The organism is Amycolatopsis sp. NPDC049253, assembly GCF_040678995.1.
Taxonomy (GTDB): Bacteria; Actinomycetota; Actinomycetes; order Mycobacteriales; family Pseudonocardiaceae; genus Amycolatopsis.
On record NZ_JBFAQX010000004.1, the window covers coordinates 235502 to 255159 of the forward strand.

Genomic DNA, 19658 nt, shown 5'->3' on the forward strand with positions numbered 1-19658 from the left:
GTACTCCAGGAAGCTCAGGCGACGCGCGAAGCGTGCTGGTCGGCCAGGGTCAGGTAGACGTCGTCGAGAGTGGGCTCCGCGAGCGCCACGTCGTCGGCTTCGATGCCGGCGCCGTCGAGGGCGCGGAAGACGTGGGCGATCTCGCGGGACGACCCGATGGGCGCGACGACGACACCCGGCTCGGAGACAGCGGGTGCAGGCCCGCGCCGCGCAGGGCGGCGCAGGCGAGGTCGGTGCTGCGGAGCCAGTCGAGGCGCACGGTGACCGTGCGCTGCCCGACCTGCGCCTTCAGCTCAGCCGCGGTCCCGGACGCGACGACGGCGCCCGCCGAGAGCACCGTGATGACGTCGGCGAGGCGGTCGGCCTCGTCGAGGTACTGCGTCGTGAGCAGCGCCGTCGCCGCCTCACCGACGAGGCCTTCGACGATCTGCCACAGGTTGAGCCTGCTGGTCGGGTCGAGACCGGTGGTCGGTTCGTCGAGGAAGATCACCTCCGGCCGGCCGACGAGGCTCGCGGCGAGGTCGAGCCGCCGGCGCATCCCGCCGGAGTACGTGCGCGCCGGACGGTCCGCGGCCTTGGTGAGGCTGAACGCCTCGAGCAGCTCGTCGGCGCGAGCGTGGGCCTGTGCGCGGGTCGACCCCAGCAGCCGCGCCAGCAGCACGAGGTTGGCGCGGCCCGTGAGTTCCTGGTCCACCGAGGCGAACTGGCCGGTGAGGCCGATCCGGGAGCGGACCTCAGCACCTTCGCGCGCGATGTCGAACCCGGCGACGCGCGCGGTGCCCGAACTGGCCGGCAGCATGGTGGTGAGGATGTTGACCAACGTGGTCTTGCCCGCGCCGTTGCGGCCCAGCAGGCCCAGCACGGTGCCGCGCTCGACGCGCAGGCTCACCGAGGACAACGCGTCGACCGACCCGAACGTCCTGGTGATGCCGGTGGCCTCGATCATCGGGTCGCCGGTGCTCATTCGTGCCCTCCGGGGCTCGCCTCGGGCCGGCAGCGAGCTTCTCGGTCCTTCCGGACAGCCGCCGGCGGTGCTTCGACGAAGCCGAGTCTCACGCGGGCGACGAGCGGCGGTCCACCGCGCCGTACCAGCAAAACTCTCGGTGGACCGCTAGAGAAAGACCCCGCTCAGGCGGCCTCGTGCAGCGCCGCCAGCAGCGTCGCGGCGCGCGTGTCCACGTCCTCGGCCTGCAGTTCGTTGGTGGCGAAGGAGAACGAGACGCCGCGGTTCGGCCACGCGCCGTGCCGGCCGCCGCCGGCGCCCGAGTGGCCGAAGGCGCCCGGGTCGGCGCCTTCCGGACCGTAGGTGCCGATCGGGTCGGCCAGCTCGAACCCGAGGCCGAAGCGCAGCGGCCGGTCGTTGATCGCGTCGACGCCCTCGCTCCACGTGCGGGTCGCCTGCGTCAGCACGGCCGACGGGACCAGCGAACCGGTCAGCAGCAGATCGTAGAGACGCGCCATGCTCGTGGCCGTGCCGACGCCACTGCCCGCGGCGAGTTCGGCGCCGCGGTACTCGGGGGAGTTCATGGTGTCGGTGGAGTCCAGCAGGCCGCGGTACATGCGCTCGACAATGCGCCGGCGCTCCTCGTCTTGCAGGAATGTGCTGATCCGGTAGCCCGGTGCGCGGTGCAGCGTCGCGACCGGCACCGACGGCGGGGTGCCGAGCCGCAGATCCAGCCCGTGCGGGGCGGCGAGCAGCTCGTGCAGCAGCTCGCCGACGCGCTGGCCGGTGACGCGGCGGATCAGTTCCGTGGCGAGGTAGCCGTAGGTCAGCGCGTGGTAGGCCACGCGCGTGCCGGGTGTCCACAAGGGACTCTGCGCGGCGAGGGCGGCCGCGTTGGCGGCGTTGTCGGCCATCGGCACGTCAGCGTCCACATAGGGCAGCCCGACGGTGTGCGCGAGCACCTGTGCCACGGCGACGTCGGCCTTGACCGCCGCCGCGAACTCCGGCCAGTAACGCGCCACCCGCTCGCTCGGGCCGAGCTGGCCGCGGGCGGTGAGCATCGCGACGAGCGCGGCGACGATGCCCTTGGTGCCGCTGAAAAGCACCACGCGCGTGTCGGGGGTCCACGGGACCCCGGGCGCCGCCGATCCGGCGCACAGTTCGACCACGAGACGGCCACGCCGGAAGACGCTGAACGCGACCCCGCCCGAGGCCGCGGCGGCGACCTCGTCGAACGCTTCGCGCACCGCCTCGAACCCCGGCCGTACCTCACCGTGCCCGGTCATAGGCGCGGCGTGGTGGCCAGCAGTTCGCCGGTGTAGGAGTGGGCGGGCGAGGTCAGCACGGCTTCGACCGTACCCTCTTCCACGATCTCCCCGCCGCGCAGAACGGCGATCCGGTCGGCCACCTCGGGTGCGAGCGCGATGTTGTGGGTCACGAACAGCACGGCCATCCCCAGCTCACGGCGCAGCTCGCCGAGCAGCTCCACGATGGTCGCCTGCACCGACACGTCCAGCGCGGAGGTCACCTCGTCGCACACCAGCACGTCGGGCGTCGTGACCAGCGCCCGAGCGATCGCCGCGCGCTGGCGTTCCCCGCCGCTGAGCTGGTCGGGCAGGCGGTTCGCGAGCGACCGGCCGAGCCGCACGCGGTCCAGCACCTCGGCCACGCGCTCGCGCCGCTGTGGCCGGGACAGCGACGTCAGGTGCACCAGCGGAACCTCGATCGACTGCGCGATCGTGCGGCGCGGGTTGAGCGAGGAGAACGGGCTCTGGAACACGTACTGGATCCGCCGCCGCTCGTCGTTGCTGCGCTGGCGCGTGCCGGGCGCAAGCGGGGTCCCGTCGAGCGCGACGGTGCCGGTGAAGCCGCGCGTGAGGCCCGCGACGCACTGTGACAGCGTGGTCTTGCCGGACCCCGACTCGCCCAGCAGCATCACGCACTCGCCGCGCGTCACCTGCAGGTCCACCCCGCGCAGCACCTCCTGGCGCCCGTAGGCGACGCGGATGCCGCGCGCGGCCACCACCGCGTCCGAGGGCGGGGGAGCCGCGCCGGGTTCCGCGCCCAGGTCCGGCACGGCGGCCAGCAGTTCGCGGGTGTACGCGTGTTCCGGTCGCTGCAACACGTCCTCGGCCGGCCCGGTCTCGACCACGCGGCCCCGGTACAGGACCGAGACGCGGTCGGCGAGCTGCGCGACCACGGCGAGGTCGTGGGTGATGTAGAGCGCGGCCACGCCGTGCTCGGCCGTCAGCCGCCGCACGGTCTCGAGCACGAGCGCCTGCGTCATCACGTCGAGCCCGGTCGTCGGCTCGTCGAGCACCACGACGCTCGGCCGGCACGCGAATGCCATCGCGATCCCCACGCGCTGCTGCTGCCCGCCCGAGAGCTGATGCGGATATCGCCGGCGGTAGGCCGGATCGGTGGGCAGGCCGACCTCGGCGAGCACCTCGGCCACGCGGTCCTCGACCGGGCCGGGGTAGCCGTGCGTCTGGAGCACCTCGGCGATCTGCAGCCCGATCCGCAGCGACGGGTTCAGCGACAGCGCGGGGTCCTGCGGCACGTAGGAAACGGTCGTGCCGCGCAGTTTCCGGCGGTCCGGCGGCGCGAGCGAGAGGACGTCGACGGGTTCGCCCTCGCGCGGGTGCAGTGTCACCCGGCCGCCGTCCTCCACGAGCCCGCGGCGGAAGTGGCCGAGCGCGGCCAGCCCCGCCGTGGTCTTGCCCGACCCGGACTCACCGACGAGCGCCAGCACCTCGCCCGGCGCGATCCGGTAGGAGACGCCGTGGAGCACCGGCCGGCCCACGGCCGTCTTCACGCGCAGGCCGGTCACTTCCAGCGCGAGCTGCGCGTTGTCCACCGCGGTCACGAGCGTTCCTCCCGGGTGCGCCCGGCCGCGGCCGAGGCGAGTGAGTCGGCCACGAGGTTCGTGCCGACGGCGAGCAGCGCGATCGCCACGACCGGAAGGAGCACGCCCCACGGCTGAACGACCAGCGCGATCCGGTTCTCGTTGATCATCAGGCCCCAGTCGGCCGCGGGCGGCTGGATGCCGAGCCCGAGGAACGACAGCGACGCGATGTAGCCGATGGAGTAGGTCAGCCGCAGGCCGAGCTCCACCATGAGCGGGCCGGTGATGTTCGGCAGGATCTCGCGCAGCAGGATCCGGCCACGCGGCACGGCGTACATCTCCGCGGCCCGGATGTAGTCCTCGCCGCGCACCGCGACCGTCGCCTGGCGCGCCACGCGGGCCGTGCGCGGCGCGTGGGTCAGGCCGATCACCAGCACGAGCAGCCAGCCCTTCGGCCCGATCACCGCGATGGCGAGCAACGCGATCACCAGCTGCGGGAACGACAGCAGCACGTCGTTGCCGCGCATCAGCAGGCTGTCGAGCCGGCCGCCGCCGTAGCCGGCGACCATGCCGAGCAGCGCGCCCAGCACGATCCCGAGGACGGTGGCGAACACCGCGTAGAGCAGCAGCGTGGTGCCGCCGGCGAGGAAACGGGTGAGCACGTCGCGGCCGAGGCCGTCGGTGCCCGCGAGCCCGTCGGGTTTGAACGGCTTGCCGGCGAAGTCCGTGGTGCTGTATCCGGTGAGCACCGGCCCGAGCCACGGGCCGAGCAGCGCCACCAGCACCACGACCCCGGCCAGCACTGTGCCGGCCTTCGCCTGCGGGAACCGCCATGCCGTGCGGAGAAGTCCTCGGGCCTTCACGGGTGCTTCACCGGCCGTGGTGGCCGGCGCGAGCTCGTCGTCGACGGCGGTCATCGGCTCGCCTCCGTCCGCAGCTTGGGGTTCGCGAGGATGCCGACGACGTCGGCGAGCAGGTTCACCACGATGTACACCGCGGCGATGATCAGCGTCACGGCCTGGACCACGGCGACGTCGCGCTTGCTCACCGCGTCGATCAGCGACTGCCCGATGCCGGGGTAGCGGAAGAGGAACTCGACCACCACGACCCCGCCCGCGAGCCACGCCAGCTGCAGCGCCACGACCTGCGCGACGGGACCCACCGCGTGCGGCAGGGCGTGCCGCAGCAGCACGGTCCGCTCGCGCACGCCCTTCAGCCGGGCCATCTCGACGTAGCCTGAGTCGAGGACCTCGTTCATGGTCGCCCGCATCATCCGCGTGATGTAGGGCGTCACCACCAGCACGAGCGTCGCCACCGGCAGCACGAGCTGGCTCGGCTGCCGCCACACGGGCTCGCCGGGTGCGGTGAGTGTGACCGACGGCAGGACCTTGAACACCGTGGTCGCGAACAGCACGATCAGCGCCACGCCGATCACGAACTCCGGCAGTGCGGCGACCACCAAGCTGATGCCGGAAACGGTCTGGTCCGCGGCCCGGCCGCGCCGCATCGAGCTCCACGTCCCCAGCGCCAGTCCGAGCGGCGTCGCGATCACCGCCGCGAGCACGAGTAGCACGAGCGAGGCCACGATCCGGTCGCCCAGCAGCGTCGTCACCGGTCCCTGCGTGGACGTGGAGGTGCCGAGGTCGCCGGTGAACAGGCCGCCGAGCCAGGTGAGGTAGCGCTGCCAGACCGGCTCGTCGAGGTGCAGCTGGTGCTGCAGCGCGGCGAGCCGCTCCGGTGTCGCCTGCTGGCCGAGGATGGCGCGTGCCGGGTCGCCCGGCAGCAGCAGCGTCGCCACGAACACGAGCAGCGTGACCAGCCACAGCACCACGAGGCTCACGAGCAGCCGCTTGACGATCATCCGGGTCATGCCGCACCTCACTTTCCTGTGGCTGCGGGCGCCGTGCCCAGCCACGCTTCGCGGAACTGGTAGCCGGACAGCGAGATCCCCGTCCGGTCCGGCACGAGGCCCGCCACGTAGACCTGGTGGGCGTCGACCTGGTCCACGAAGCCCCACACGATGAGGCCGCCGCGTTCGTACTCGATCCGCTGCGCCTGGTGCAGCAGCGCCGTGCGGGCCGCGGTGTCCACAGCGGCGCTCGCGCGGGTGACGAGGTCGGTGAACTGCGGGTCCTGCCAATGGGTTTCGTTGTACGGCGACTTCGGCAGCGAACCGTTGGCGACCTGGGGCAGGTAGTTGCGCGTGTACCAGAAGTCCTGCGCGAAGTCCCAGGACAGGTAGTTCTCGCCGTAGAACGTCGTGGTGTCGACCTTGCGGATGCGCACGGTCACGCCCGCCGCCTTGGCCTGCTGCTGGAAGACCTGCGCCGCCTCGACCGCGCCGGCCTGGATGGGCGCGGTGACGAGCTCGATGTCGAGGTTTTCGTGCCCCGCCTCGGCCAGCAGCCGCTTCGCGGCCGGGATGTCCTGCCTGCGTTGCGGCAGCTGCGAGTCGTAGGCCGGGTCGAACGGCGCGTAGAGGTCGTTGCCGGGCCGGCCTTGACCGCTCAGCACCTGGTTGATCATCTGGTCGCGGTCCACCACCAGCCGCAGTGCCTGGCGCACGCGCACGTCGTCGAACGGCGGACGGTCCACGCGCATCGTGAACGGCAGCCACGTGCCGGTGGCCGAACGCAGCACGCGCATGCGCGGGTCGCTGCGCAGCACGTCGATGAGCGCCACCGGAACCTGGTCGATGGCGTCCACCTGGGACGAGAGCAGCGCGTTGATCCGGGCGTCGTCCTCGGCGAAGTTGATCAGCACCAGCTCGTCGAGGTAGGGCTGGCCGGGCCGCCAGTAGTGCTCGTTGCGCACGAACGTGCTCTGCAGCCCGGCGGTGAACTCCTTGAGCCGGAACGGCCCTGTGCCGATCGGGCGCTTCACGTCGAAGTCGGCCGGCACGATGCCCAGGGAGTACTGGCCGAGCAGGTCGTCGAACCCGGAGTTGGGCTCGGTGAGCCGGAACTCGACGGTCCGCTCGCCCGTCGGCACCACCTGGCCGAGCATGGTCAGGCTGGCGGCGCCGCTCTTGGGGTCCTTCGGGTCCGTGATCCGCTTGAACGTCGCCACGACGTCGGCCGGGGTCACCGCACGGCCGTCGTGGAACCGCACCCCTTCGCGCAGCACGGCGGTCCAGGTCCGCGCGTCCGGCGACGACGTGAGCGATTCGGCGACCAGCATCTGCAGCCGGTAGTCGTGGTCGCGCAACAGCAGGGGTTCGTAGAGGTTGAGCACCCGGGCGATGTCGGGGTTCGCCACGGGGATGTGCGGGTCGAGCGTGTCGGACGCGCCGCCGCCGGTCACGCCGACGCGCAGGGTGCCACCGCGCCGCGGAGGCCCGGTCGGCGCGGCGGCCGCGACGCCGGCACCGCCGCACGCGGCGAGCAGGGGAGCGGCGCCCAGCAGGGCGGCACCGCCGAGCGCCGCCGTGAGGAACCGGCGGCGCGAGAGGGAGTTCGGCTCACATCGTTCTTCCATGGGTGTCTTCCGGTGGGAGGCTGGCCGGGTGGGGCTCGGGAGAGCGTCAGGCGATGGCGCGCCCGGCGTGGTCGGGAAGTGGCGCGAGGTGAGCGCTCAGGCGCTCGGCGACGGCTTCGGGGAACGGCGAAGCTCTGCCCTCGGCGACGTGCAGGCACAGCAGCTCTTCCGTGGCCACGAGCTCACCGCGCACGTGCAGTTCGTGCCACAGCCGCACCTTCTTCGCCCCGACGGCCAGCACGGAGGTCGTCACGGTCAGCTCGGCGTCCGGCCCGACCTCGCGCAGGTACCGCACGTGCGCTTCCACGGTGTACAGCGAAGCCCCGGTGGACTCGCGGTAGGCGGGATCGAGGCCGACGGTGTCCATCAACGCGGTGGTGGCATCGCCGAACACCAGTACGTAGTAGGGCTCGGAGAGGTGTCCGTTGTAGTCGATCCACTCGGGACGGACGCGGTCGTGGTGGACCAGGACCTCACCCACGGCGGGCCTCGCCGACGGCGCGCTGGATGGCGATGATCGCCCGGTCCCGCTCGGCCACGAGGTCGGCGATCGTGCGTGGCGCGGCTTCGTGCTCGCAGCCGTCGACCACGGCGTCGCGAAGCTCGGGCGTGAGCTCGGGTGCCTCGAGCCGGGTCCACGGCGCCTTCAGCGACGGTCCGAAGTGGTCCAGCATGTGCGCCATGCCGCCCTCGCCGCCGGCGAGGTGGAACGTGAGCATCGGCCCCTGCACCGGCCAGCGCAGACCGGGTCCGTCGGTGATCGCGGTGTCGATCTGCTCCACGGTGGCCTCGCCGTTCGCGACCATGTGCAGGGCTTCGCGCCAGAGCGCCTCCTGCAGCCGGTTGGCGATGAACCCGGGCACCTCGTGGGCAGGCGTGATCACGGTCTTGCCGACGTGCCGGTAGAACTCGCTCGCCCACGCCACCGCCCACGGCGCGGTGAGCTTCCCGCCCACGACCTCGACCAGCGGGATCAAGTACGGCGGGTTGAACGGGTGCCCCACCACGAGCCGCTCCGGCGTCTTCGCCGCCACCTGCATCTCGGTCATGCCGAAGCCCGAGGTCGAGGAGGCGACCACGACCCCGGCCGGGGTGACGGCGTCGATGTCGGCCAGCAGCTTCTGCTTGAGCGGTAGGTCCTCGGGAGCGCTTTCCTGCACGAACCCGGCGCCCTCGACCGCCTCCGCGAGCGTGGCGGTGACGGTGAGCGCGTCGCGGCTCGCGCCCTCGGCCAGGCCCAGCGACGTGAGCGCGGGCCACGCGGCGTCGACGAGCCGGCCCAGCTTCGCCGGCGCGTCCGGCGCGGGGTCCCACGCCCGGACGCGGTAGCCGCGGGCGAGGAAGTGCGCGACCCAGCCGCCGCCGATCACCCCCGCACCGACGCACGCGACGGTGTCCACAGTGGATACGTCAGGCACGGACACGCTCCTTGAGGCCGAGGATTTCGCGGGCCCGGCCGGGGGTGGCGATGCCGGCGCCCAGGTCGGTGACGATCCGCACGGCGCGCTCGACCAGCTGCCCGTTGGTGGCCTTGACCCCGCGGGCGAGGTAGAGGTTGTCCTCGAGCCCGACGCGCACGTGCCCGCCGAGCAGCACCGACTGCGCCACCCACGGCATCTGGTCGCGCCCGATCGCGAACGACGCCCACTGCGCGCCCTCGGGCAGCAGCTTCACCATCGCCTGCAGCAGGCCGGGGTCGGCGGGCGCGCCGTACGGAATGCCCATGCACAGCTGGAACAGCGGCGGTGCGTCGATCAGCCCTTCCTCCACCATCTTCGAGGCGAACCACAGGTGCCCGGTGTCGAAGATCTCCAGCTCCGGTTTCACGCCGAGCTCCTGGATGCGTTTCGCGCCGGTGCGCAGCATGTCCGGAGTGGACACGTAGAGCTGGTTGCCCTCGCCGAAGTTCAGCGAACCGCAGTCGAGCGTGCAGATGTCGGGCAGCAGCTCCTCCACGTGCGGCAGGCGGTCGAGAGCGTTGACCAGGTCCGTGCCGTCGACGGGCTTGAGCGGATCCTCCTCGTCGAGCACGAGGTCACCGCCCATCCCGGCGGTCAGGTTCACGACCACGTCCACTCCGGACTCCCGGATCAGCCGCACGGCTTCGGCGTACAGCGCCACTTCGCGCGACGGAGCGCCGGTCTCGGGCTCGCGGACGTGGATGTGGACGACGGCCGCTCCGGCTTCCGCCGCTTCGATCGCGCTCGCGGCGATCTGCGCCGGCGTGACCGGCACGTGGGGGCTCCGGCCGACGGTGTCGCCCGCGCCGGTGAGGGCGCAGGTGACGATGACCTCGTGGTTCATCAGGCTCCCTTGACGATCGACCTTTCGATGAAGTCGTGCAAGTGCGCGCGCATGGTGGCCACGGTGCTGCCGGGCTTGCGGGTCAGCACCTGGATGCCGAGCCCGTCGATCAGCGCCGTGAGCTGCTCGGTGGCGGCCTCGGGATCGGCCACGCGGAACGCGTGCTGCTCCTGGCCGGTGCGGATGGTCATGAGGATCGTCCGGTGCCAGCGGTCGTAGGAATCGGTGTAGAGCGACCGCAGCTCCGGGGCGAGGGAAACCTCGTTCCACACCTGGAGCCAGACCGACCACTCGGCGCGCAGCACGCCGTCGGCCGGGAGTTGCAGTTCGACCAGCTTGAGCAGCCGGTCGTGGGCGTCGTCGACCGCGTGCAGCTCGGCGACCTGCCGGTCGAAGGCGAGCTTCACGTTGCGCCGCAACGCTTCGTTGAGCACTTCCGCCTTGGTGGGGAAGTGGTAGTGGATGGTGGCGGTGCTGGTGCCGCACGCCTTCGCGATGTCGGCGATGCGCACCCGGTGGTAGCCGCGCTCGGCGATGAGCAGCCACGCCGTCTCGAGGATCCGCCGTCGCGGCTCGGACTGCGTGTGGTGCTCCGGATCGCTCTCCGGACGCGCGGCGAGTGCGGGGACCGCCGTCACGGTCTTCGCGTCGTCGCTGCCGTTGAGCAGCCAGTTGACCGTGACGCCGCAGTACTCGGCGACCCGGACGAGCTCGTGCGGCGAGAACCGGCGGGTGCCGGTCAGCGCCTTGGACAGCTTCGTCTCGTCGAGCCCGATGGCGGCGGCGAACTCCCGCTGGGCTCCCGGCATGGACCGGATCAGCTCCCGGACCCTGGTCCGCAGCTCCTCCGACTCGTCCATGCCGGAAGACCGTAACCCCGCGTTGCGATTATCGCAATACGCACGCCACCTGTGGCGTAACGTTTGCCGGTTTTCGTTGTCGTAGAACGGAATTGCGATCCGGCCTTGACTGCCGGGTCAGTCGGGGCCCCGAGTTTGACCGGCGGCGGCCCGGCGGCTAACGTCCGAGGCGCCGGGCCGAATCCCTCCGCACCACCGGGAAAACCATGACCACCGCGCCAGCGGGCGCCGTCCGCACCGAGGTAGTCGACGGCGTGGTCGTGGCGACGATCGACCGGCCCGGCGGCAACGCCATCGACTCCCGCGTCAGCTTCGAGCTCTACGCCGCCTGGGCGCGGCTGCGCGACGACCCCGCGGTGCACGCCGGTGTGGTCACGGGTGCGGGCAGCGAGTACTTCTCGGCCGGCTGGGACCTCGCGCCCGGAGCCGGCGGACTCGCCGGGGTCGCGGACTTCTTCCGCATCGGCAAACCGCTGATCGCCGCGGTGAACGGCGTCGCCCGCGGTGGCGGCTTCGAGCTGGCACTGATGACGGATCTGATCGTGGCGGCCGGGCACGCCGAGTTCGTGGTGCCCGGCCCGCCCGGCACGGCGCTCCCGGCGCGACTGTCCGAAGAGGTCGTTGCCGGACTCCGCCGCGGCGGCGGGAAACTCACCGCGGCCGCGGCGGCGAAGTGGGGTCTGGTCCACCGGGTGGTGCCGGCGGGCACCGAGCTCGCCGTCGCGCTGGAGCTCGCGCGGTCGCTGGCGGGTACGCCGGGCGCGGCCGCGGCGGTCAAGGAGATCGGCCTCGGCGCGCACCGCGCGCACGACGAGTAGCCCGGCTCAGCCGAGGTCTTCCCTGGGCACGACGGCGAACCGGCGCAGCGCCAGCGCGGGGTTCGTGGCCCGGACCTGATCCACGCGACCGGCCGAGATCTCCGCGACGGCCACGCCCGGCGCTTCACCCAGTGACGCGGCCACCACGCCCATCGGGTCCACGACGAGGCTCGACCCCGATCCCATCGGCGCGATCTGGTCCGCCGCGGCGACGTAGACGGTGTTCTCGATCGCCCGCGCCTTCACCAGCGTCGTCCAATGGTGCTCCTTCAGCGGCCCCGGCACCCACTCCGCCGGCAGCGCGACGATCTGCGCGCCCGCGTCCGCGAGCCGGCGGGTCACCTCGGGGAAGCGCAGGTCGTAACACGTCTGCAGGCCGAACGTCAGCCCCGCGGCCTTGAACGTGGCCGGCTCGGTGATGTCCCCGGCGCGCACGAAGTCGGACTCGCGGAAGCCGAACGCGTCGTAGAGGTGCAGCTTGCGGTACCGCGCGGCGAGCTCCCCGTCGGGACCCGCCACCACGAGCGTGTTGAAGATCCGCCCGCCCTCGGGCCCGGCTTCGTTCATCCCGGCGACGACGGTGATCCCGCGGCGGGCCGCGACCTCGCGCAGCCCGGTGGCGAAGGCGCCGTCGAGGCGCTCGGCCGAGGCGACGAAACGCTCGTCCATCGCCGGTACGGTGAACATGGAGTACTCGGGCAGCACCACGACCTCGGCCCCGCGGCCGGCGGCTTCACCAGCGAGCCGCGTGACTTGCGCCAGATTGCCCGGTTTGTCGTCGGTGGGCGCGAACTGCGCGACGGCGACGAGCACCATGACGAGTGTCCTTTCCGGAGCGACGGCGATCGTCACCGATCTGTGTACTCTGTGTATACATGACGGATTCCGGGCGGTCCACGGGTGTAGGCTCGCCGGCGCGCCGACGCGGGCGCGGGACGAGGGGAGACGCATGACCACCACCGCGCCGGGACCGGTCCCGGTCGAGGGCGGCGGACCGGCTCGGGATCGGGTGTATGCCTGGCTGCGCGACGGGATCATCTCGGGCGAGCTGGAAGGCGGACGGTTCCTCGACGAGCTGTGGGTCTCCGGGGTGGTCGGCGTGTCGCGGACGCCGGTGCGCGAGGCGTTCCACCGGCTCGAGGCCGAGCGGTTCATCAGCCTGCTGCCGCGCAAGGGCGCGCAGGTCCGCACGGTGAGCGCGCGCGAGCTGGACGAGGTGTACCAGAGCCGCCGGCTCATCGAAGGCCACGCGATCACCGAGGTCTGCGCCGCGGGCACGGGCGCCCCCGCCGAAATGGCCGGCCTCATCGAGGACATGGGCCGCGCGGGCGCGGAACGCGACTGGTTCGCCGTATCCGGGCTCGACCGCCGGTTCCACCGCGCGATCGTGAACGCCGCCGGAAACACCGTGCTCACCGAGCTGTACGACACACTGCGCTCGCGTCAGCAGCGCGTCGCCGTGCGGGCGCTGGAGGCGCGGCCGGAACGGCTGTCGATCATCGACGCGGAACACCGGCAGCTCGTGGCGGCGCTCGACGCGGGTGACGCGGAAACGGCGCTGCGGATCCTGAACCGGCACCTGCGGCCGGTTTCCGAGGTGGTCTCGGCCCTTGACCGGACCTGAACGGGCGTGAGCGGCGCGGCCCCGGGGGCGCTGATGATAGGAAGGTCGAGTGACCGAACCGAACTCGATCGACGCCGCCGCTGACGAGGCCGTCACGCTGACCAGCGACCTCATCCGCATCGACACCACCAACACCGGAGACCCCGACACCCTGATCGGCGAACGCGCCGCCGCCGAGTACGTCGCGGAGCAGCTCACCGACGCCGGCTACGAGATCACCTACGTCGAGTCCGGTGGCGCGGACCGGCACAACGTCATCGTCCGGCTCGCCGGCGCCGACCCGTCCCGCGGGGCCCTGCTGATCCACGGGCACCTCGACGTCGTGCCGGCGGACCCGGCCGAGTGGTCGGTGCACCCGTTCTCCGGCGCCGTGCAGGACGGTTACGTCTGGGGCCGCGGCGCGGTGGACATGAAGGGCATGGTCGGCATGACGCTGGCACTGGCCCGCCACTACAAGATCCACGGCATCGTGCCCCCGCGCGACATCGTGTTCGCCTTCCTTGCCGACGAGGAGGCCGGCGGCAAGTACGGCGCGCAGTGGCTGGTGGAGAACCGCCCGGAGCTGTTCGAGGGCGTGACCGAGGCGATCAGCGAGGTCGGCGGGTTCTCGATCACGCTCAAGGACGACGTGCGCGCGTACGTGATCGAGACGGCCGAGAAGGGCATCCGCTGGATGAAGCTGCGCGTGCGCGGCACGGCTGGCCACGGCTCGATGATCCACCGCGACAACGCGGTCACCAAGCTCGCCGAGGCCGTCGCGAAGCTCGGCAGCCACCAGTTCCCGCTCGTGCTCACCGACTCCGTGCGCGAGTTCCTCGCCGGCGTCACCGAGATCACCGGCTGGGACTTCCCCGAGGACGACCTCGAGGGCTCGGTCGCGAAGCTGGGCAACATCTCGCGCATGATCGGCGCGACCCTGCGCGATACGGCGAACCCGACGATGCTCACCGCCGGCTACAAGTCGAACGTGATCCCGTCGGTCGCCGAGGCCGCGGTCGACTGCCGCATCCTGCCCGGGCGCATCGAGGCGTTCGACCGCGAGCTCGACGAGCTGCTCGGCCCGGACATCGAGAAGGAGTGGATGGAGCTCCCCCCGGTCGAGACCACGTTCGACGGCGCGCTCGTCGACGCGATGACGGCCGCGGTACTCGCCGAGGACCCGGGCGCGCGCACGCTGCCGTACATGCTTTCCGGTGGCACCGACGCGAAGTCGTTCCAGCAGCTCGGGATCCGCAACTTCGGCTTCGCGCCGCTGAAGCTGCCGGCGGACCTCGACTTCTCCGCGCTCTTCCACGGCGTGGACGAGCGCGTGCCGGTGGACGCGCTGAAGTTCGGCACGCGCGTGCTGGACCGGTTCGTGCGGTCGTCCTGATCGCCGGGAACCGCCGAGTTGCCCGCGTTCACGCTCGCCGACGGGACACCCCTGCACCTGGTGCGCTGGGGTGACCCGTCGGCCGGCGTGACCGTGGTGCTCCTGCACGGTTACGCACTCGACCGGCGCAGCTGGGGCCGGATCGCCCCGGTGCTCCCGGAGGCGGTGGACGAGCCGCTGTCGGTCGTCGGCTACGACCACCGCGGCCACGGCAAGTCCGGCCGGGCCGGCCGCGGCACGGCGACCATGGCCCAGCTGGGCGACGACCTCGCCGAAGTACTGGACCGCGCCGTGCCCGAAGGCCGGGTGGTGCTGGTGGGCCACGACATGGGCGGGCTCGCGATCATGTCGCTCACGCAGCGCCATCCCGAGCTGTTCGCCGCGCGCGTGGCGGGGCTCGTGCTGCTCGCGACGTCGTCCGGGCGGCTCGCCACGGAGGCGTCGGCGGCGTGGCCGGGCGCGCTCGGGATGCTGGCGCAGGACCTGGAACTGGTGCTGGGCGCCAAGTTGTTCGGGCTGGTGCGCGAGCACACGAGCCGCGCGGTGAGCGCGGGGCTGCGCTGGTGGCTCTTCGGCGACGACCCGGATCCGGAGCTCGTGGAGCTGACGGTGACGATGATCCGGCGCAACTGGCCGCACACCGTCGCGGTGTTCCGCCCCGCGCTCGACGCGTACGCGCGAGAAGCGGCGTTGGCTCGCGTGGGTTCCTTGCCGGTCACGGCGATCGTGGGGGAGCGGGACCGGATCGTCGCGGCCACGGACGTCGAGCACCTCGTCGGAGGCCTCGAACACGGGACGGCCGTGGTGCTGCCGGGCGTCGGGCACGTCGTGCCGCTGGAGGCCGCCGCGCAGGTCGTGCCGCGCATCGTCGCGCAGGTGCGCGAGGCGTACCGACAACATCGGAATTCTTGACAACTTCGTTTTTCGGAAGCACGATGGGCGCATGTTTCCCGTTGCGGTGATCGAGGACGCGGCCGCCGCCGAGGTGTCGCTGGACCCGGTCCGCGCCCGGCTGCTGGCCGAGCTGGCGGAGCCGGCGTCGGCGACCATGCTCGCGGCGCGCGTCGACCTGCCCCGCCAGAAGGTCAACTACCACCTGCGCGCGCTGGAAAAGCACGGGCTCGTGGAGCTGGTGGAGGAGCGGCGCAAGGGCAACGTCACCGAGCGCATGATGCGCGCGACCGCCGCGTCGTACGTGATCTCGCCTTCCGCGCTGTCGGCGGTGCAGCCGGACCCGGCGCAGTCGCCCGACCGGCTGTCGGCGCGCTGGCTGCTCGCCGTGGCCGGCCGTCTGGTGCGCGACGTCGGCATCCTGATCACGGGCGCCACCAAGGCGCGCAAGCGCGTCGCGACGTTCGCGCTCGACGGCGAGGTGCGCTTCGCCTCGGCGGCGGACCGGGCGGCGTTCGCCGAGGAGCTCGCCGTGGCCGTGACGACCTTGGTGGGGAAGTACCACGACGAGACGGCGGAGAACGGGCGCGCGCACCGCGTGATCGTGGCCGTACACCCGAGCGTGCCGGACGAGGAGGCCTGAGGTGACGGAGTTCGTCGGGAAAGAGTTCGAGCTCCCCGGGTCGGCCGAGGTGGCCGCCACCCCGGAGCAGGTCTGGGCGGCGATCGCGACCGGGCCGGGCATCGACTCGTGGTACATGGGCCGCAACGAGGTCGAAGGCGGTCTCGGCGGGGTCGTGCGCGGTTCCTTCGCGGGCTACGAGCCGGACATGGCGATCACGGCGTGGGACCCGCTGAAGCGGCTCGTTTACGGCACGGAGACCGAGCCCGACGGGCGCCGGATCGCCTACGAGTTCCTGATCGAGGGCCGCGATGGCGGCAGCTCGGTCGTCCGCTGCGTCACCAGCGGGTTCCTGCCCGGCGACGACTGGGAGGACGAGTTCGAGGCGATGGCCGCCGGCGGCGCGCTGTTCTTCCGCAACCTCGCCGAGTACGTCACCTGCTTCGCCGGCCGCACGGCCACACCGGTCACGGTGTTCGGCCCGCCGGTGTCCGACTGGGATCGGCTGTGGGCGGCGCTCGGCGCCGAGCTGGGGCTGCCGCGCCGGCCCGAGGAGGGCGACCGCGTGCGCGTCGAGCTGGCGGGCCGCGCGGTCGAAGGCGTCGTCTACGCCGTGAACCCGCAGACGGTGGGCGTGCGCACGGCCGACGCGCTGTACTGCTTCCTGCAAGGCTTCCACGGCCCGCTCGTCGCCTGCCACCACGTGTTCTCCACCGACGGCGGCGACGAGCAGAGCTGGCAGGAGTGGCTGGGCCGGCTCACCGCCTGAACCGGCCCACGTTCGGCAGGCCGGTCGGTAGGTTCGTCACCATGGTGATCCGCGCGGTGGTGTTCGACATCGGTGATGTGCTGGAGATCGCGCCCGACCTGGGCGTCGACCGGCGGTGGGAGGCCCGGCTCGGTCTCGCCGAGGGCGAGCTCGTCCGGCGGCTGTCCGACGTCTGGGCGGCCGGCGCCGTCGGCGCGATCACCGAGGAGGACGTGCGGGACACGATCAGCGGCAGGCTCGGCGTCGGGCGTGGGCAGGCCGACGCGATCATGGCGGATGTCTGGGAGCAGTACCTCGGCACCGGCAACACCGACCTGATCGACTACGCCCGCGGGCTGCGGCCGCGCTGTCGGACCGGCATCTTGAGCAACAGCTTCGTCGGCGCCAGGGAGCGGGAACAAGCCGCCTACGGTTTCGAGGACCTGGTGGACGACATCGTCTACTCACACGAGGTCGGGATGAGCAAGCCGGACCCGGAGATCTACCGGCTGAGCTGTGCGCGGCTCGGCGTGAACCCCGAGGAAATGATCTTCCTCGACGACGTCGAACCCCACATCGCCGCCGCCTGCGCCCTCGGGATCCACGGAATCCACTACCGGGACAACGCCCAGGCGATCACCGAGATCGAAGGGCTGCTGGCGTCCACGGGCGCGTGAACGAACGCGGCCACCGTGCCGGCCACGGACTCACCGCACCGCGTGACGGCATTCGTGGCGTTGCCGGGATCGATGCCTGCGAGATCCCGGCAGCCCACGCGCTCGGCCGGACCCGGGCTCGGTCAGGTGGCGAGCCCGGGCAGGCGGTCGGCGGCGGTGCGCTTGCGCCGCAACCAGACCCGCCGGGTGCCGTCGGCGTAGAGCCGCACGGTGCGCAGCTCCCAGCCGGCGAACTCGGCGTGGATCGAGAGCTGGATCGCCGCCGCGCGCCGGGACACACCCGGGGGCAGGCGCAGGCGGCGGTACTCCCAATCCCCTTCGACCACCGCCTCGTCGACCGTCGTCATGGCTGGATCACCTGGGTCCCTTCTCCTGCGGCCGAGCCGACGAGCACTCGGCCGCTCCGGTCGTCGACGCTCACCGAGTTCGGCTGGCGCACGGTCGGGAATCGGTACTTCTCGACGGGTTCCCCGCCGCGGACGTCGAAGCCGACCACCTGGTTCTGCCCGGTGAGGGTGACCCATGCGAGGTTGCGCTGGTGGTCGTAGGCGATGCCGTAGATCCCGCCCGGCACCGGGTAGCGCTGGCGCAGGATCAGCGGGCCGACGGAGAACGCGAGGAGCGCGCCCGCCCGCGCGTCGGTCACGAGCACGCGCCCGTACGAGTCGCTGGTGGCGTTGGCGGCGCCGTCGCCCGCGCGCAGGCCCTCTCCCATCGTGCCCGCGTTCACGTCGACGCTGAACACCGCGGTGCGGAGGCGGTCGAGCACGACCACACCCTGGCCGGTGTCCACGACGTCGTCGGCGCTGTAGAGCTGGCCGGTGATGGTCTTGGTGACCGCGCCGCCGGCCAGGACCTCCACGGCCTTGCGATCGCGCACGGCCACGAGCGTGTCCGGGCCGTCGGCCACACCGTCGGCCGGCTGGCCCGCCACCGGTTGCGTGGTCAGCTGCCCGCTCGGCAGCGCGATTTTCGCGAGCTCGCCCTTGGCCGGGATGCTCGCGATCGCCTGCCCGCCGGACGTCGTCAGCGATTCGGCCGGCCCGGGCAGGGGCACGGTGGCCTTGGGGGTGCTCAGCGAGTCGAGGTCGTAGACGAGCACCGACGGCGGCTGCGTGACCGCGACCGCGAGCGTGTGGGTCTTCTCGTCGGTCGCCATCGCCGACACGGCCGGCGTGGCGAGCACCTGGCCCGCGGGCTTGACCGTCACGGCGGGGGAGACCGCCGGCTTCACGGCCACCGGGTTCGCCACCACCTGCAGCGAATCCGTGTCGTCCTGGCCCGAAGCCGAGCATGCCGAGAGCGCGAGGGCACCGACCAGCGGAATCGCGATCCGCGACGCGGCGGTGAGCCGACGCACCTTGAAGCCTCCAGCTGTCCCTCGGCGAGGTGTCCTCACCAGCATCCCCCAGGATTCCCGTGCCGTCACGTCTGCGTCATCCAACAGACACCTGCGCCTCATTTCGGTCCCCGCTCGGGATAGCCCACGTCGACGCAGCTCACGTCGTCGAGCGCGCTGCGGATCGCGGGCGGGAGCGTGAGCTCCTCCGCCGCCAGCGAACCCGTCAGCTGTCCGGTGTCGCGGGCGCCGACGACCGGCGCCACGACTCCCGGCCGGTCGCGCACCCAGGCCAGCGCGACGACCAGCGGCGAGGTGCCGAGCCCGTCGGCGGCCGTGGCCACGGCCTGCACGATCCGCGCCGCGCGGTCCGTGCGGTGGTGCTCCACGTACCCGGCGAACTCGCTGGACGCACCCCGCGAGTCGGCGGGCGTGCCCGTGCGGTACTTGCCGGTCAGCACGCCGCGGCCCAGCGGCGCCCAGGGGAGCAGCCCGATGCCGTGGTGCAGGGCGGCCGGTGCGGCTTCGCGATCGACCCCGCGCTCCAGCAGCGAGTACTCGTACTGGCAGGACACGATCGGCGCGACGGCGCTCGCGTGCGACGCGGCCGTGGCCAGCTGCCAGCCCGCGTAGTTCGAGACGCCGACGTAGCGGACCTTCCCGCTGGTCACCGCGTACTCCAGCGCCGAGAGGGTCTCCTCGATCGGCACTCCGGCGTCCCACGCGTGCAGCTGCCACAGGTCGAGGTGGTCGGTGCCGAGCCGGCGCAGCGAGCCGTCGAGTGCGCTCAGCAGTGCGCCCCGGGAAGCTCCGCCCCCGAAGGGACCGTCGGTGCGCCGCGCGACGGCCTTCGTGGCCACCACCACGTCGTCACGGGGCACGAGGTCGCCCAGCAGGCTCCCGAGCACGCGCTCGGCCTCGCCCTCGGCGTAGATGTCCGCCGTGTCCACGAGGGTGCCGCCGGCGTCGACGAACGCGACGAGCTGGCTGGCCGCCTCCTCGGCGTCGGTGTCGCCGCCCCACGTCATCGTGCCGAGCGCCAGGCGCGAGACCCGCAGTCCCGACCGGCCGAGCTGTCGCTTTTCCACGACCACCGAGCCTAGTCGTCGACCCGGCCCGTACTTGACCAAGGTGACGC

21 protein-coding genes are annotated in these 19658 nt (G+C 72.3%); 7 read left to right on the forward strand and 14 right to left on the reverse strand.

The window, feature by feature from the left end; translation table 11 throughout:
• Positions 1-49: 49 nt before the first annotated feature.
• The 10 genes from AB0K15_RS11600 to AB0K15_RS11645 all read right to left on the reverse strand — a co-directional run bounded on the left by AB0K15_RS11600 (position 50) and on the right by AB0K15_RS11645 (position 10429).
• Positions 50-964, reverse strand: a complete 915-nt coding sequence (locus AB0K15_RS11600; protein WP_364048435.1) for an ATP-binding cassette domain-containing protein — start codon at positions 962-964, stop codon at positions 50-52.
• Between the two features lie 164 nt (positions 965-1128).
• Complete coding sequence (locus tag AB0K15_RS11605) at positions 1129-2229, reverse strand: serine hydrolase domain-containing protein (protein WP_364048437.1); 1101 nt, start codon at positions 2227-2229, stop codon at positions 1129-1131.
• Entirely contained in the window at positions 2226-3809 is a 1584-nt protein-coding gene (locus AB0K15_RS11610; protein WP_364048439.1) for an ABC transporter ATP-binding protein, read from the reverse strand. Before AB0K15_RS11610 ends, AB0K15_RS11605 begins: the two co-directional genes overlap by 4 nt.
• Complete coding sequence (locus AB0K15_RS11615; RefSeq protein ID WP_364048441.1) at positions 3806-4705, reverse strand: ABC transporter permease; 900 nt, start codon at positions 4703-4705, stop codon at positions 3806-3808. The genes AB0K15_RS11610 and AB0K15_RS11615 overlap by 4 nt, the downstream gene beginning before the upstream one ends.
• Complete coding sequence (locus tag AB0K15_RS11620) at positions 4702-5658, reverse strand: ABC transporter permease (protein WP_364048443.1); 957 nt, start codon at positions 5656-5658, stop codon at positions 4702-4704. The genes AB0K15_RS11615 and AB0K15_RS11620 overlap by 4 nt, the downstream gene beginning before the upstream one ends.
• Positions 5659-5666: 8 nt before the next feature.
• On the reverse strand, positions 5667-7265 hold the full coding sequence (locus AB0K15_RS11625; RefSeq protein WP_364048445.1) for an ABC transporter substrate-binding protein: 1599 nt from the start codon (positions 7263-7265) through the stop codon (positions 5667-5669).
• A 46-nt stretch (positions 7266-7311) separates the two neighbouring features.
• The gene (locus AB0K15_RS11630) at positions 7312-7746 is read right to left on the reverse strand and encodes a thioesterase family protein (protein WP_364048447.1); all 435 of its coding nucleotides are present in this window, start codon (positions 7744-7746) and stop codon (positions 7312-7314) included.
• Positions 7739-8683: a 3-hydroxyacyl-CoA dehydrogenase NAD-binding domain-containing protein gene (locus AB0K15_RS11635; RefSeq protein ID WP_364048449.1), complete on the reverse strand. Its 945-nt coding sequence runs from the start codon at positions 8681-8683 to the stop codon at positions 7739-7741. The genes AB0K15_RS11630 and AB0K15_RS11635 overlap by 8 nt, the downstream gene beginning before the upstream one ends.
• On the reverse strand, positions 8676-9569 hold the full coding sequence (locus tag AB0K15_RS11640) for a 3-keto-5-aminohexanoate cleavage protein (protein ID WP_364048451.1): 894 nt from the start codon (positions 9567-9569) through the stop codon (positions 8676-8678). The genes AB0K15_RS11635 and AB0K15_RS11640 overlap by 8 nt, the downstream gene beginning before the upstream one ends.
• Positions 9569-10429 carry a TetR/AcrR family transcriptional regulator gene (locus tag AB0K15_RS11645; protein WP_364048453.1) on the reverse strand — a complete coding sequence of 287 codons (861 nt, stop codon included), beginning with the start codon at positions 10427-10429 and terminating at the stop codon, positions 9569-9571. Before AB0K15_RS11645 ends, AB0K15_RS11640 begins: the two co-directional genes overlap by 1 nt.
• 206 nt (positions 10430-10635) lie before the next feature.
• Here AB0K15_RS11645 and AB0K15_RS11650 point away from each other — a divergent pair, with 206 nt between their 5' ends.
• Positions 10636-11247: an enoyl-CoA hydratase-related protein gene (locus AB0K15_RS11650; protein ID WP_364048455.1), complete on the forward strand. Its 612-nt coding sequence runs from the start codon at positions 10636-10638 to the stop codon at positions 11245-11247.
• 6 nt (positions 11248-11253) lie between these two features.
• Here AB0K15_RS11650 and AB0K15_RS11655 read toward each other — a convergent pair whose 3' ends face one another.
• On the reverse strand, positions 11254-12099 hold the full coding sequence (locus AB0K15_RS11655) for a carbon-nitrogen hydrolase family protein (protein ID WP_364048457.1): 846 nt from the start codon (positions 12097-12099) through the stop codon (positions 11254-11256).
• A gap of 97 nt (positions 12100-12196) precedes the next feature.
• Here AB0K15_RS11655 and AB0K15_RS11660 point away from each other — a divergent pair, with 97 nt between their 5' ends.
• The 6 genes from AB0K15_RS11660 to AB0K15_RS11685 are packed head-to-tail and all read left to right on the forward strand — an operon-like array spanning position 12197 to position 17181.
• Positions 12197-12871: a GntR family transcriptional regulator gene (locus AB0K15_RS11660; RefSeq protein WP_364048459.1), complete on the forward strand. Its 675-nt coding sequence runs from the start codon at positions 12197-12199 to the stop codon at positions 12869-12871.
• A gap of 49 nt (positions 12872-12920) precedes the next feature.
• On the forward strand, positions 12921-14243 hold the full coding sequence (locus AB0K15_RS11665) for a M20/M25/M40 family metallo-hydrolase (protein WP_364048461.1): 1323 nt from the start codon (positions 12921-12923) through the stop codon (positions 14241-14243).
• 18 nt (positions 14244-14261) lie between these two features.
• Positions 14262-15155 (forward strand): alpha/beta hydrolase, encoded by an 894-nt coding sequence (locus tag AB0K15_RS11670; RefSeq protein WP_364048463.1) that lies wholly within the window; start codon positions 14262-14264, stop codon positions 15153-15155.
• A gap of 31 nt (positions 15156-15186) precedes the next feature.
• The gene (locus tag AB0K15_RS11675; protein WP_364048465.1) at positions 15187-15777 is read left to right on the forward strand and encodes a helix-turn-helix domain-containing protein; all 591 of its coding nucleotides are present in this window, start codon (positions 15187-15189) and stop codon (positions 15775-15777) included.
• A gap of 1 nt (position 15778) precedes the next feature.
• A complete protein-coding gene (locus AB0K15_RS11680; protein ID WP_364048467.1) occupies positions 15779-16525 on the forward strand; it encodes an SRPBCC domain-containing protein in 747 nt (248 codons plus the stop codon).
• Between the two features lie 41 nt (positions 16526-16566).
• Positions 16567-17181 (forward strand): HAD family phosphatase, encoded by a 615-nt coding sequence (locus tag AB0K15_RS11685; RefSeq protein WP_364048469.1) that lies wholly within the window; start codon positions 16567-16569, stop codon positions 17179-17181.
• 122 nt (positions 17182-17303) lie between these two features.
• On the opposite strand, the gene AB0K15_RS11690 is transcribed toward AB0K15_RS11685, so the two are convergent.
• The 3 genes from AB0K15_RS11690 to AB0K15_RS11700 all read right to left on the reverse strand — a co-directional run bounded on the left by AB0K15_RS11690 (position 17304) and on the right by AB0K15_RS11700 (position 19608).
• Positions 17304-17528 (reverse strand): DUF5703 family protein, encoded by a 225-nt coding sequence (locus AB0K15_RS11690; RefSeq protein ID WP_285967049.1) that lies wholly within the window; start codon positions 17526-17528, stop codon positions 17304-17306.
• The gene (locus tag AB0K15_RS11695) at positions 17525-18541 is read right to left on the reverse strand and encodes a hypothetical protein (protein ID WP_364048471.1); all 1017 of its coding nucleotides are present in this window, start codon (positions 18539-18541) and stop codon (positions 17525-17527) included. The genes AB0K15_RS11690 and AB0K15_RS11695 overlap by 4 nt, the downstream gene beginning before the upstream one ends.
• A 98-nt stretch (positions 18542-18639) precedes the next feature.
• Positions 18640-19608, reverse strand: coding sequence for an aldo/keto reductase (locus AB0K15_RS11700; protein WP_364048473.1), 969 nt, complete (start codon positions 19606-19608; stop codon positions 18640-18642).
• Between the last annotated feature and the right edge of the window lie 50 nt (positions 19609-19658).